General features: G+C 67.8%; 12 protein-coding genes. 10 read left to right on the forward strand and 2 right to left on the reverse strand.

Annotated elements, in window-relative coordinates; translation table 11 throughout:
- The first annotated feature begins 35 nt into the window (after positions 1 to 35).
- The 10 genes from LBW94_RS30505 to LBW94_RS30550 all read left to right on the forward strand — a co-directional run bounded on the left by LBW94_RS30505 (position 36) and on the right by LBW94_RS30550 (position 11,521).
- Positions 36 to 1,208 (forward strand): 2-hydroxyacyl-CoA dehydratase subunit D, encoded by a 1,173-nt coding sequence (locus LBW94_RS30505; RefSeq protein WP_225058971.1) that lies wholly within the window; start codon positions 36 to 38, stop codon positions 1,206 to 1,208.
- A gap of 28 nt (positions 1,209 to 1,236) precedes the next feature.
- On the forward strand, positions 1,237 to 2,577 hold the full coding sequence (locus tag LBW94_RS30510) for a 2-hydroxyacyl-CoA dehydratase subunit D (protein ID WP_225058970.1): 1,341 nt from the start codon (positions 1,237 to 1,239) through the stop codon (positions 2,575 to 2,577).
- Between the two features lie 4 nt (positions 2,578 to 2,581).
- Entirely contained in the window at positions 2,582 to 3,538 is a 957-nt protein-coding gene (locus tag LBW94_RS30515) for an acyl-CoA dehydratase activase (RefSeq protein WP_225058969.1), read from the forward strand.
- Between the two features lie 234 nt (positions 3,539 to 3,772).
- The gene (locus LBW94_RS30520) at positions 3,773 to 5,404 is read left to right on the forward strand and encodes an AMP-binding protein (RefSeq protein WP_225058968.1); all 1,632 of its coding nucleotides are present in this window, start codon (positions 3,773 to 3,775) and stop codon (positions 5,402 to 5,404) included.
- A gap of 33 nt (positions 5,405 to 5,437) precedes the next feature.
- Positions 5,438 to 6,256, forward strand: coding sequence for an SDR family NAD(P)-dependent oxidoreductase (locus tag LBW94_RS30525; RefSeq protein ID WP_225058967.1), 819 nt, complete (start codon positions 5,438 to 5,440; stop codon positions 6,254 to 6,256).
- Between the two features lie 127 nt (positions 6,257 to 6,383).
- Entirely contained in the window at positions 6,384 to 6,836 is a 453-nt protein-coding gene (locus LBW94_RS30530) for a MaoC family dehydratase (protein WP_225058966.1), read from the forward strand.
- Complete coding sequence (locus LBW94_RS30535) at positions 6,833 to 7,726, forward strand: HpcH/HpaI aldolase/citrate lyase family protein (protein WP_225058965.1); 894 nt, start codon at positions 6,833 to 6,835, stop codon at positions 7,724 to 7,726. The genes LBW94_RS30530 and LBW94_RS30535 overlap by 4 nt, the downstream gene beginning before the upstream one ends.
- A gap of 326 nt (positions 7,727 to 8,052) precedes the next feature.
- Positions 8,053 to 9,747: an AMP-binding protein gene (locus tag LBW94_RS30540; RefSeq protein WP_225058964.1), complete on the forward strand. Its 1,695-nt coding sequence runs from the start codon at positions 8,053 to 8,055 to the stop codon at positions 9,745 to 9,747.
- The gene (locus LBW94_RS30545) at positions 9,744 to 10,547 is read left to right on the forward strand and encodes a PaaI family thioesterase (RefSeq protein ID WP_225058963.1); all 804 of its coding nucleotides are present in this window, start codon (positions 9,744 to 9,746) and stop codon (positions 10,545 to 10,547) included. Before LBW94_RS30540 ends, LBW94_RS30545 begins: the two co-directional genes overlap by 4 nt.
- Positions 10,544 to 11,521 carry a quinone oxidoreductase family protein gene (locus LBW94_RS30550; protein WP_225058962.1) on the forward strand — a complete coding sequence of 326 codons (978 nt, stop codon included), beginning with the start codon at positions 10,544 to 10,546 and terminating at the stop codon, positions 11,519 to 11,521. Before LBW94_RS30545 ends, LBW94_RS30550 begins: the two co-directional genes overlap by 4 nt.
- A 76-nt stretch (positions 11,522 to 11,597) precedes the next feature.
- Here the strand turns inward: LBW94_RS30550 and LBW94_RS30555 are convergent, their stop codons facing one another.
- Together LBW94_RS30555 and LBW94_RS30560 are read right to left on the reverse strand one after the other, a co-directional pair.
- Positions 11,598 to 12,014: a MaoC/PaaZ C-terminal domain-containing protein gene (locus LBW94_RS30555; RefSeq protein WP_225058961.1), complete on the reverse strand. Its 417-nt coding sequence runs from the start codon at positions 12,012 to 12,014 to the stop codon at positions 11,598 to 11,600.
- Positions 12,014 to 12,475: an FAS1-like dehydratase domain-containing protein gene (locus LBW94_RS30560; protein WP_225058960.1), complete on the reverse strand. Its 462-nt coding sequence runs from the start codon at positions 12,473 to 12,475 to the stop codon at positions 12,014 to 12,016. Before LBW94_RS30560 ends, LBW94_RS30555 begins: the two co-directional genes overlap by 1 nt.
- Positions 12,476 to 12,483 lie beyond the last annotated feature (8 nt).

Here is a 12,483-nt window from a genome sequence, read left to right on the forward strand (position 1 = left end):
GCCGCGCGGCCGTCCCAGAGGCCGAGGGGCTTGACATGAGCGAACTGGACCCGGCAGTCATGTCGGCGCTGCGCGCGGTCGCCGACGATCCGGTGACCTACGCCGCGGAGTGGAAGGTGCGGTCCGGGCGGCCCGCGATCGCGTCGTTCCCGATGAACTTCCCCGCCGAGATCGTGCACGCCGCCGGTGCGCTGCCGGTCATCGTCCAGGACGACCCGACGCCGGTGACCGAGGGCCGCAGTCTGCTCGCCGAGTTCTACTGCGGCTACACCCGGAGCGTGGCCGACCAGGCCGCACTCGGGCGACTGGACGTGTTCGACGCCTTCGTCGTCGCCGACCACTGTGTCCAGCTGCTCGGCGCGGTCGACGTGATCCGCTGGGCGCGCCCGGCCAAGCCGGTGCACTTCGCCCAGTTCACCAGTGCGATGGACGATTCCTGGACGAATCCGCGGGTCATCGGCCGGATCGAGGAATGTGTCCGCGAGGTCGGAACGGCTCTGGGAGTGTCGGTCACCGACGAGGCGCTGGCGGCGAGTATCCGCGCGTTCAACGAGAATCGGCGCCGGCTGCGCGACCTCTACGATCGCCGGCGCTCGGGCCGCGCCCGGATCACCGCGAGCCAGATGCAGATCCTGGTCAAGTCGAGCATGGTCATGGATGTCGACGAGCACACCGCGCTGCTCGACCGATTGCTGGCCCGGCTCGGCCCGGCCCCGGAACCTCCCGCCGATCCGGTGCGCCTGCACCTGTCCGGGCATTTCTGTCACGGCCCGCGGCCGGAGCTGCTGGATCTGATCGAGGAATCGGGCGCGATCGTCGTCGACGACGATCTGTACACCGGATTCCGCTACATCTCCACCGACGTCCCCGAGTCCGGTGATCCGCTGGCAGCGCTGTCGCAGTGGTACACGGACCGTAACCGTGCCGCGCCCTGCCCGACCCGGGTCACCACGCAGATCGACTGGGACACCTATCTGATCGACTCGATCGAAAAGAGCCGTTCGGACGGGGTCGTCGTGCTGATGGCGAAATTCTGTGAACCGCACATGCTCTACTACCCGGAACTGCGCAAGGCGCTCGACGCCCGCGGCATTCCACTGCTGCTGCTGGAGACCGAGCACGAGGGCGTCCCGGCGGAGACGGTGCGTACCCGCACGGAGACCTTCGTCGAACGTATCCGCCGCCGCGCGGCGGCCGTCTCGCTCTGAAACCGTCTACCGTACAAGGGAGTTCATCATGACTGTGCAGCAAGAGCGCGCCGGGAAGGCCAACCGGCTGACCAGCACCCGCGTCGCCGGCCGACTGGTCGCCGACTATTGGGAGAACATCTTCACCGCCGAGGAACGAGGCAAACACGTCGTCTGGTACAACGGCGCCGCGCTGAATCCGCTGTTCCAGGCCGCCGGGCTGGAGTGGTGCCACGGCGAGGCGTTCGCCGCCCGCCTGGCCGCCCAGCACCTGGAGGTACCCGCGCAGACCGCCGGCGCCGAGTACGGCTACATCGGCGAACTCTGCTCCTACGCGCGAACCCACCTCGGCTGCGCCGTGCTGACCCACCGCACCGTCAACGAGCGGTCCAGCGGGGTGGTCGGGATGGCCGACCAGCAGGAGCTCGCCGCGAAGTTGCCGGCCCCGGACTTCCTGGTCAACGGCTATGCTGGATGCAGTACGGGCCAGCAGTGGGATGCGATGACCTATCGGGTGTTCGACCGCAAGCTCCCCCTGTTCAACGTCTCGATTCCCATGCTGTGGGGCAACAAGCCCGATGCCGGCTATCTGCGTGGCGAGGAGTGGACCGAGGTCGGCCGGTACGTGGAAGGCCAGCTGCGCGAACTGATCGAGTTCCTGGAGCATCGAACCGGGCGGCCCTTCGACTGGGATGCGTTGAGCGAGAGCATGTCCTACATCAAGCGCGCCTCCGAGCTGCGGCTCGAGGGAATGCAGTTGTGCCGGCAGGCGCCCACCCCGGCGACCTACTGGGACTGGGTGGCGAGCATCGCGCCGATCAACTTCCTGCCCGGAAACCAGGATCTGGTCGACTATTTCGCCGGTGTGAAGGCCGAGATCGAGCAGCGGCTCGCCGACGGTGTGAGCGCGGTGAGCGGCGAGCGTTACCGCGTGTACTTCGACGGCATCATGAACTGGAACAAGCTCGGCTTCCTCACCCGGAAATTCGCCGAGTACGACGTGGCGGTCGTCGCGGGCCGGTACACTCACGAATCCTTCTGGCAGGAGCCACAACTCATCGATGTCGACAATCCTCTGCTCGGGTTGGCGCAGCACTATCTGCTGTGCCCGTTGAACCACGGCCTGAAGGTCCTGCAGGAGTTGCTGCTCCGCCGCCTGGACGAATACGCCATCGACGGCATCGCGTTCCATTCGACCCGGACCTGCCGGGCGATGACGAACCCGCAGGCGATGCTGGCCCGGACCGCCGAGAGCGAGCGAGGCGTCAAATCCTTCTTCTTCGAAGGGGACGTCGCCGACGCGTCGTTCTACAACGACGAACTCTTCGACAGCCGGCTCGAGGCGATGCTGGAGGCCATCGATGTGCAGCGGATGAAGGCCGGGGTGTAGATCGATGGCTGCCGGAGAGTGGTTCGTCATGGGGGTCGACCTCGGCTCGACCACCGCGAAGGCGGCCGTCGTCGACCAGGACGGGGTCCTGCGCGGCGCGGACGTGGTGCAGATGGGCGCGGTGAGCCCGGTCGCCGTCGCCCGTGCGATCGAGGGCGCTCGGAACGCCGCGGGGGTCACCGGCGATCGGATTCGGCGGACCGTCAGCACGGGCTACGGGCGCAGATTGGTGCCCGGCGCCGATCGCAGTTTCACCGAGATCACCTGTCATGCGCGCGGTGCCGCCGTGCTGCGGCCGGGCGTCCGGCTGGTGATCGACATCGGTGGCCAGGACAGCAAGGCCATCCTCGTCGACGATGCCGGTCTGGTGGACCGGTTCGCGATGAACGACCGCTGTGCCAGCGGGACGGGCAGGTTCTTCGACGTGCTCGCCCGGGCGCTGGAGGTCGACATCGACGCGGTGGGGGAGTTGGCGCTCTCGGGCTCCGACGACCTCGAAATCAGCAGTATGTGTGCGACATTCGCCGAAACCGAAGTCATTTCCCTACTGGCACAGGGTTGTTCGAAGGCCGACGTGGCCGCGTCGGTGCACCGGGCGGTGGCCGCGCGCACCCTGGGACTCGTCGCGCAGGTGGGCCGGGCCGCGCCCGTCGTGATGACCGGCGGCGTCGCGAAGAACCCGGCCGCCCGGCACTTCGTGTCGCGTGCGCTCGACCGGCCGATCGAGCTGCTCGCGCAGCCGCAGATCGCCGGTGCCTACGGCGCGGGCCTGCTCGCCCGGGACGAATACCGCACGCGCGCCGCGGCGCCCGCCGATCGGGACGCGGTCGCGGACGAACAGGTGGCCGCGCGGGCATCGACGGGTGGCCGGCACTGCCTCGACTGCGACGGGGGCCGCGATCAGGCGGTTACCCGGGCCGTCGGCGCGGTTCCGATCGAATTGTCAAGGGGCCGGTCGTGATCGGTGGGCCTTCGGCGCGGCCGCGGCGCCGGGGGCCCGCCGTCGACGGGGTCCGGCCGGGCTCGGTGTCCGCGGGGCGACCATAAATATTCGACAGATTCGTAGATGAAGTGTCGAAATATGTACTAAATTGGTTGTGATCGGCGCCACACCTATCGGCGCCGGGGCCGGATCGGCGACATGCGAGCCACGGCTTTGTTCACTCCCCGCAGACTTTCGAAGGCGGATCTCACGATGACCTTCACGCAATCCCTCTGGCCGGCCTCCCGGAGTTCGGGAGTTCGCGACCTCACCCTGGGCGATCTGCTCAGGCAAGCCGCCGCCGCGGCGCCGGACAGGGTGGCGCTGGTCGACGGCGATCCCGGTCCGGCGCAGCGGCGCGCATGGACCTATCGCGAACTGCTCGACGATGTCGAGGCCGTGGCCCGGGCACTGCTGGCGCAGTTCGTGCCGGGTGAGCGCATCGCGGTGTGGGCGCCCAACAGCGCGGACTGGGTGATCCTCCAGCAGGCGATCGCGATGGCGGGCATGGTGGTGGTCGGAATCAATCCGGCCTATCGGGCGGACGAACTCGGGTACATCCTGCGCCAATCCCGGGCGGCGGGTGTGTTCTTCCGCGAGAGTTATCGCGGAACCGATCTCGAGCGAATTCTCGGCGAGATCGCCGACGACCTCCCCGAACTCCGCACGGTCGTCCCGACTCGGGACTGGCAGAAGTTCCGCACCACCGGTGATCCCGCGACGCCGCTGCCCGTGGTGTCGCCGACCGATCCGGTCCAGATCCAGTACACCTCCGGCACCACCGGATTTCCCAAGGGGGCGGTACTGCACCACAAGGGCATCGTCAACGAGGCGACGTTCGTCTTCGAGCGGGCCGGCCGCTCGGGATCGGTGGTGTGTGTCAACGCCATGCCGATGTACCACATCGGCGGTGGCGGGGTCACCGAACTCGGTACGTTCGCCGCGCACGGCACCTATGTGGTGCTGCCGGAGTTCGAGCCCGGACTCGTGCTTGAAACCCTCGAAACATACCGTGGCACACACTCTTTGATGGTGCCGACCATGCTGATCGCGTTGCTCGGGCATCCGGATCTGGCGACGCGAGATCTGTCGAGTCTGCACACCATCATGTCGGGCGCCGCGACCGTGCCGCAGGCGCTGGTCGAGAATGTCATCGCGCGGCTGGGTTGCCGATTCACGATTCTCTTCGGGCAGAGCGAGATGCACGGGGTGATCAGTCAGACCCGGATCACCGACGATCCGGTGGACCAGGCCGGCACCGTCGGGCAGCCGCTCCCCGAACTCGAGGTCAAGATCGTCGACCAGCTCGACGGCGAGATCGTCCCGATCGGTGCGCAGGGCGAAATCTGCTGCCGCGGTTACCAGAACATGCTCGGCTATTCCGATATGCCCGCGGAGACGGCGGCGACGATCGATGCCGAGGGCTGGTTGCACATGGGCGATCTCGGCACGATGGACGACCGCGGATTCCTGCGTATCACGGGCCGGCTCAAGGACATGATCATCAGGGGCGGGCTCAACATCTATCCCCGGGAGATCGAGGACGTGCTCTTCCGGCATCCCGCGATCGCGGAGGTGGTCGTGATCGGTGTGCCGGACGAGAAATGGGGAGAACAGATCGGGGCCGTCGTGCGCGCCGAGAATCCGGCCGATCCGCCGGATGTCGGCGCGTTGAAGGCGTGGTGCCGGGAGAGAATCGCGGCTCATAAGACGCCGTCGCTCTGGTACTTCACGACGGAACTCCCGACGACCCCGTCGGGCAAGATCCAGAAGTTCCGGATCCAGGATCAGATCGCCTCCGGCGTGCTCACCGCGGTGGCCGTGTCGGAGTCGAGCTCGAGATGAGTTCGGAAGACGAAAGGTAGTTCAGGAGAGAACATGGATGAACACGCGAACAGTGGCAACCGTCCCCCGGTGGCGACCGGCTTCGATTTCACCGACTCGAAGATCGTGGTGGTCGGCGGTACCTCCGGTGTCGGGCTGGCGACCGCGGTGGGTTTCGCGCGGTCGGGAGCCCGGCAGTTGGTTCTCGTCGGCCGCAACGAGCAACGCGGCAAACAGGCCGTCGAGACGGTCGCCGAGGCCAGTCCGGCCGGTGCGCCGGAATTCCTGTCGGCGGATGTCAACGAACCCGGCCGCGCCGACGAGGTGATCGCGGCGGCCGGGCGCCGGATGGGCGGTCTCGACGTGCTGGTCAACTCCACCGTCGCGGTCTATCAGCCCACGCTGCTGCACGACACGGAGATCGACGCGATCCCCGCCATACTCCTGCAGCAGGCGCTCGGCCCGATACTGACCAGCCGCGCGGCGGTGCGCATCATGCGAGAGCAGCGGCACGGCGTGATCATCAACATCGCTTCGGACGCGGCGAAGGTGCCCACCCCCGGCGAATGTGTCATCGGCGCGGCGATGGCCGCGATCGTGACGTTCTCCCGCACGCTGGCGGTCGAGGCGAAACGGTACGGCGTGCGGGTCAACACGATCACGCCGTCGCTGATCGCGAACACCGGCTCCTTCGACCGGGCGATGAGCCTCGAATTCAGCCGGAAGATCTTCGAAAAGATCACCGCGCAGGCGCATCTGGGCCTGACCGAGCCCGAGGACCTGGCCAACACCATCCTGTTCCTGGCCTCGTCGCTGGCGGCCAACATCACCGGCCAGGTGGTCAGCGTCAACGGCGGGATCTCGGTGGCCTGAGAGGTCCGGCCCCGGCCACAGTGCTGCCCGGCGTACCGGCGTCGGCGGCCGGAGGTGAACTATATGGGTCTGCTGGTATGTTTGGTCTTACCATAAGATGATTTGACCCGATGTGGAGGTAGGCAGCGTGGCTGGCGTATGGTTCGACGAGTTGTCGGTGGGGCAGAGGTTCGAACACCCGATCAGACGGACCGTCACCGAGACGGACAACGTGCTGTTCACCGCGATGACGCACAATCCGGCGCTGCTGCACCTCGACGAGGAGTACATGAAGGGGACGCCGTTCGGGCAGCGGGTGGTGAACAGCGCGTTCACTCTCGGGCTCATGGTCGGCATCTCGGTCGGCGACACGACGCTGGGAACGGCCGTCGCGAACCTCGGCTGGGACGAGGTGCGCTTCCCCAAGCCGCTGTTCCACGGCGACACCATCCACGTCGTGACGGAGGTGCTGGAACTGCGTGACTCCAAGTCCCGGCCCGATCAGGGCATCGTCGTGTTCCTGCATCAGGCGTTCAATCAGCACGACGAACTGGTCGCCTCGTGCAAGCGGTCGGGCCTGCAACTGCGGCGGCCGCGATGACCACGCCGATCCGCTCGTTCCTGTTCGTCCCCGGTGACAGCGAGCGGAAGCTCGCGAAGATCGCCGAGTCGTCCGCGGACGCGGTGATCCTGGATCTCGAGGATGCCGTCAGCGCGACCCGGAAACCGCTGGCGCGACAGCTCGTCACGGAATACATCGCCGCCCGTCCCGCCGTCGGCGGACGCGGCCCGCAATTGTGGGTGCGGATGAATCCGATCGGCACCGAGCACGCGCTCCCGGATCTGGCCGCGGTCGTCGCCGCGGGACCGGCCGGGATCATGATCCCCAAGATCGATGGGCCGCACGACGTTTCGCGCGTGCACCACTATCTGGAGATGCTGGAGGCCGCGCACGGTCTGCCTCCGGGGTCGGTCCGTGTGATGCCCGTGGCCACCGAGACGGCGCGGGCGCCGTTCCGGCTCGGCGAGTTCGCCGAGGCCGGCATCGATCGGTTGTACGGACTCACCTGGGGAGCGGAGGATCTGAGCGCCGCACTGGGTGCTTCGACCAATCTGGGGCCGGACGGCACCTGGGCCACCACCTACCAGCTGGTGCGTTCGTTGACACTGATCGGTGCGCGCGCCGCCGATGTCGAGGCCGTCGAGACGTTGTATGTGGACATCCGGGACGATCACGGCCTCGCGGAGTCCTCCCGTCGCGCCCGCGCCGAGGGGTTCAGCGGCCGCATCGCCATCCATCCCGGTCAGGTCGACACGATCAATGCCGCGTTCACGCCGTCGGCCGACGAGGTCGACTTCGCCGAGCGCGTCGTCGCGGCCTTCGCTGCGGATGTGGGAACCGTTGCGTTGGACGGGAAGATGCTCGATTTCCCGCATCTGCGGCAGGCCAGGCGGGTCCTGGCGCTGGCGGGCCGGGAGCGAACCGACTGAGTGCGGTCGGCCACCGCGGACGTGGCCGGCGGGTGGGCTCGGGCGATCCGCGATCGGATTGCCCGCGTCCGCCCCGGATCCCCGCCGTGCTGTGAGGAGTGCCACTCCGAAGAACGGTTCGAATGACACAACTTCAAGATAGTAAGTTTGGTCAGTCCAAATTGTGAAGGTGGTCGCTGTGAGCTGTGGATTCTGTTCACCGAGCGTCGGGTCGCCCGCTCGGCCGGCATTTCGGTGTGACCTGTATCGCTGTAGACGGTTGCGCTATTCGGTCTAACCATTCTAATCTTTGGACGAAGTGTCGCACACCGTAGAGGACGAGCACCATGACCAGCGAACGAAACCTCGGCAGATACACCCCGGAGCAGATCGAAGGGTTCTACGCGAGCGGACAATGGGTCGACGTCAACTTCACCGAGTTGCTGCGTTCCCGGGCCGAGGCCGATCCGGACAAGGTGTTCCTGACCGACGGCACCCACACGCTCACCTTCGCCGAGCTGTACGACTCGTCCCAGCGACTCGCGCTGGGGCTGCGCCGGTACGGTGTGACCGCCGGTGATCGGGTGGCCGTGCAGTTGCCCAACTGGGCCGCCTTCGTCGCCGTCGCGGCGGCGCTGGCGCGGATCGGCGCGGTGATGGTGCCGATCATGCCGATCTATCGCAAAGACGAAGTCTCGCACGTGATTTCGGATGCCTCGATCAGCATGGCCATCGCGCCGGCCGAGTTCAAGGGCTTCGACCACCTGTCCATGTTCGAGGAGATTCGCCGGAATTCGGACTCCCTGCGGGGGATCGTCGCCGTGCGCGCCTCCGAGGATCAACACGAAGCGCTGGCCCGGCGCGACATCGCGGTACTGGAGGACCTGATCGTCGACGATGTCGAGGCCGCGGACATCGATGCGCTGCTCGACATCCGGGTGCATCCGGACGATCCGTTCGTCATCGTCTACACCTCCGGTACGACATCCCGCCCGAAGGGATGTGTGCACACCTTCAACACGTACGCTTCCGGTGCACGCGCGCTGGCGATCGCCTTCGGGCACACCGAGTCCGATGTGCAATTCGGTCCTTCGCCGATCACGCACACCACGGGCCTGGTCACGAGTGTCCTGATCCCGCTGATCGCGGGAGCGGCATCGCATCTGATGGCCGAGTGGAACCCCGTCGCGGGGCTGGCCGACATCCAGAAGTTCGGATGTACCGCCGCGGTCACCGCGACGACCTTCCTGCAGACCTTGATCGCCGCGGCCGACGAGCACCCCGAGGCGGATCTGTCGTCACTGCGGGTGTGGACGTGTGCCGGGGCGCCCATCCCGGCCGCGGTGGTCGAGAACGCCAAGGCCAAGCTGCCGACGACGAGTGTGCTGTCGCTGTACGGGCGCAGCGAGAATCTCTCGACGACCACCTGCCGAGTCGAGGGTGACCCACTGCGGGCGATCGTCTCGGACGGCGCCGCCCTGCCGGGAGCCGAGGTGAAGATCGTCGACCCGGACGGCATCGAGGTCCCGCACGGCGCCGAGGGCGATATCGCCTATCGCGGTCCGTCGCACATGATCGAGTACCTCAACCGGCCGGAGGAGACCGCCGAACTGTTCACGCCCGACGGGTTCTCCCGCTCCGGCGACCTCGGCGTCATGGACGACGCCGGGTATGTCCGGGTCACCGGTCGCACCAAGGACATCGTGATTCGCGGTGGGATGAACATCAGCGTGCGCGAGGTCGAGGACAAACTCGCCGGTCATCCGGACCTGGCGGCACTCGCCGTGGTGGGCATGCCGGACGAGCGACTCGGCGAGAAGGTGTGCTGCTTCGTGGTGGCGAAGCCCGGTCACCGGGCGCCCACCGTCGAGGAACTGCGCACCTACCTGACCGATCGGGGCGTCGCGATCCAGAAGACGCCGGAGCGGGTCGTCCCGCTCGACGAGTTGCCGATGACGGCGACCGGAAAGATCCAGAAGCATCTCCTGCGCACGCAGATCGCCGCGGACCTGAACCAGCCCTCGGCGGCGGGTGTCCATTGAGCCGCGCGTCGTCGGCCGCGCCCGCCTTCGTCGGCAACGGAGCCGAGACACTGGTACGGGTGCGGCCCGTCGGACTGTCGGCGCAACGGGCCGAGTTGATCGTCGAAACGGGCCCCTGGCTCCGTGATCCGGCGGCCGGCGTCGCCCGCGGGGCCCTGGCGGTCGCACTCGACGACGTCACCGGATATGTCGTCGCGGCCGGATGTCCTCCGCGGCGGTGGCCGGTCAGTCTCGGAATTCGGCTCGACCTGGTCACGGACCCGCCGGTCGACGCCTCCGAACTGGTCGTCACCGGCGAGCTGATCGCACGTGATGCCCGGGGTGGTACGACACGGGGAATGGCCGCCGACCGCACCGGCGCGGTCGTCGCGCTGATCACCCAGCGGTCGCATCTGGTGCCGGTGGACGGCCCGCCGTCGGCCTCCGCGGTAGTGACCGACACCCCACCGGACGAGGTGTGCATCCGTGACGCGCTGCGCATCCGTGAACTCGACGCGGGAGTCATCGAGATGCCCGGTACGGCGTTCGCTGCCAATGTGATGGGCGGCGTGCACGGTGGCATCCTGATCTGCGGCGCGGAGTTCGCCGCGATGTCGGCCCTGCGCGCCGACGGCGGTCTGCGGAGTACGAGTATCGATATGACGTTCGTCCGGCCACTCGCCGCGAGCGATATCACGACGTTCCGCGCCGAGGTGACGCACACCGGCCGCTCCTTGGCCGTCGTCCGGGTGACTGCCGCGGGCGCAGCGGGGAAACCGTCGGCGATCGCGACCGTGACGGTACAGCGGAGGAACTCGTGAAAGCCATTGTGATGCCGGAATACGGTGGCCCGGAACGATTGTCGCTGCGTGAGGTCGCCGAGCCGGTCCCGCGGCCGGGCTGGGTCACCGTGGAGCTGCGAGCGAGCGCGTTGAACTGGCACGACGTGCTGGTGCGTCGCGGGCAGTACCGGTCTCCGCTGCCGCACACTCCCGGTGCGGACGGCGCCGGTGTCCGCACCGACACCGGAGCGGAGGTGATCCTGCTCCCGTCGCTGTTCTGGGGTGACCGGCAGACGGCGCCGTCGCCGGAATTCGAGATTCTGGGCGATCGGATTCCGGGGACCTATGCGCAGCGCGTCTGTGTGCCGGAAGAATGCCTGGCTCCCAAGCCTTCGGGCTATTCGTGGGAGGAGTCGGCGGCGCTGCCGCTGGTCGGTGTCACCTCCTATCGTGCGCTGGTCACCCGGGCCGGGCTGGGTGCGGGCGAATCACTGCTCATCATCGGGGCGGGCGGTGGTATCGCCACGATGGCGCTGTCGCTGGGGGCCGCACTGGGCGCCCGGGTGTTCGTGACGGCTTCGTCGGAGGAGAAGCTGGCGCGAGCGCGCGACAACGGCGCAGCGGGTGGCGTGCTGCACACCGGTGACACCTGGCCCATGGAGGTGAAGGCGCTGAGCCCGGGCGGCAACGGTTTCGATGTGGTCCTCGATCCGGTGGGGCGGTGGGGACGGTCGGTCCAGGCATTGCGGCCGGGTGGCCGGATCGTGGTCCTGGGCGCCAATGCCGCCGAACGGGCGGACATGGACGTCCGGGGATTCTTCTTCGGCCAGTACAGTCTGCTCGGAACCACGATGGGCTCACCGCAGGATTTCCGCGGCTTGCTCGACCTCGTGGCCGCCGGGGCGGTCGCGCCACCGACCATCGGCGCGACCTATCCGCTGGGCGACGCCGCCGAAGCGCATCGCCGACTGGAGTCCGGTGGTCTGTTCGGCAAGATCGTGCTGGTTCCCTGACGATTCCGCCGGCATCGCCCGGTGCCGATCGGGACGGGCGGTAACCGCCGCCCTTCCCGGTCGTATTGCGGGAGTGTCAGCGGGGCAACGAGATTCGCACTCGAGCGCGGCCGCTGATCACCACCCGATCGGCGGCTTTCGCGTACAGCGACACGGTCGCGACGGCGGTCGCGGGGTCGATCTCGTCGACCGTCCCCTCGAGGTCGAGGATCTCTCCGATGCGCAGCGGTGAGGCGAACCGGACCGAGTAGGACAGCAGATGCTCGACGTGAACCAGGTCGGTGAGCCACGCCGCCAGCATTCCCGTCTGCATCTGGCCCATCGAGATGACGCCGGGCAGTCCGGCACGCACCGCGTGGTCGTGATCGTGGTGCAGTGGATTGAAATCTCCGCCCGCGCCGGCGAATCGGACGATGTCGGTCTGCGTGATCGGCCCGATCCGCCGGGCCTCGAGCTGCGCGCCGACGGTCAGTGCCGCGGGTGGCCGGGTCATCACGCGCCCCTCTCGATCAGGACCTCGCGCTGGGTGACCGCCTCGGCGCCGGAGTCGTCGACCCAGCGGGTCTCCAGAGTGACCAGCCGCATGGCGCCGCCGCGCTTGCCCTCTCGGGTGGTGTCCGCCGCGATGCGGCGCGTGCCTGCCAACCGGTCACCGGCCACCAGGGGGCGGGTGTAGTGCCACTCCACCGAACCCACCACGACTCGATCGATCGCGAGTCCGAGCGCCTCGACGAACTGTTTCTGGTTGCGATGGTGGCCTGCCACGACCACATGGGTCGCAGTCGCCGGGACATCCGGGAATCCGGCTGCTGTGGCGGCCGCGCCGTTGGTGTGGACCGGATCGGTCGTGTGCACCGCCGTGGCGAACTCTCGCACCTTTCCGGCTTCCACCTCGAACGACACGACGTCGAGGACATCGCCGACGGATAGTTCCCGAACAGAAAAGTCCGGCACTGGCACCT

Origin of the sequence: Nocardia sp. alder85J, from assembly GCF_020176955.2 — a bacterium.
In the GTDB taxonomy this organism is placed as follows: Bacteria; Actinomycetota; Actinomycetes; order Mycobacteriales; family Mycobacteriaceae; genus Nocardia.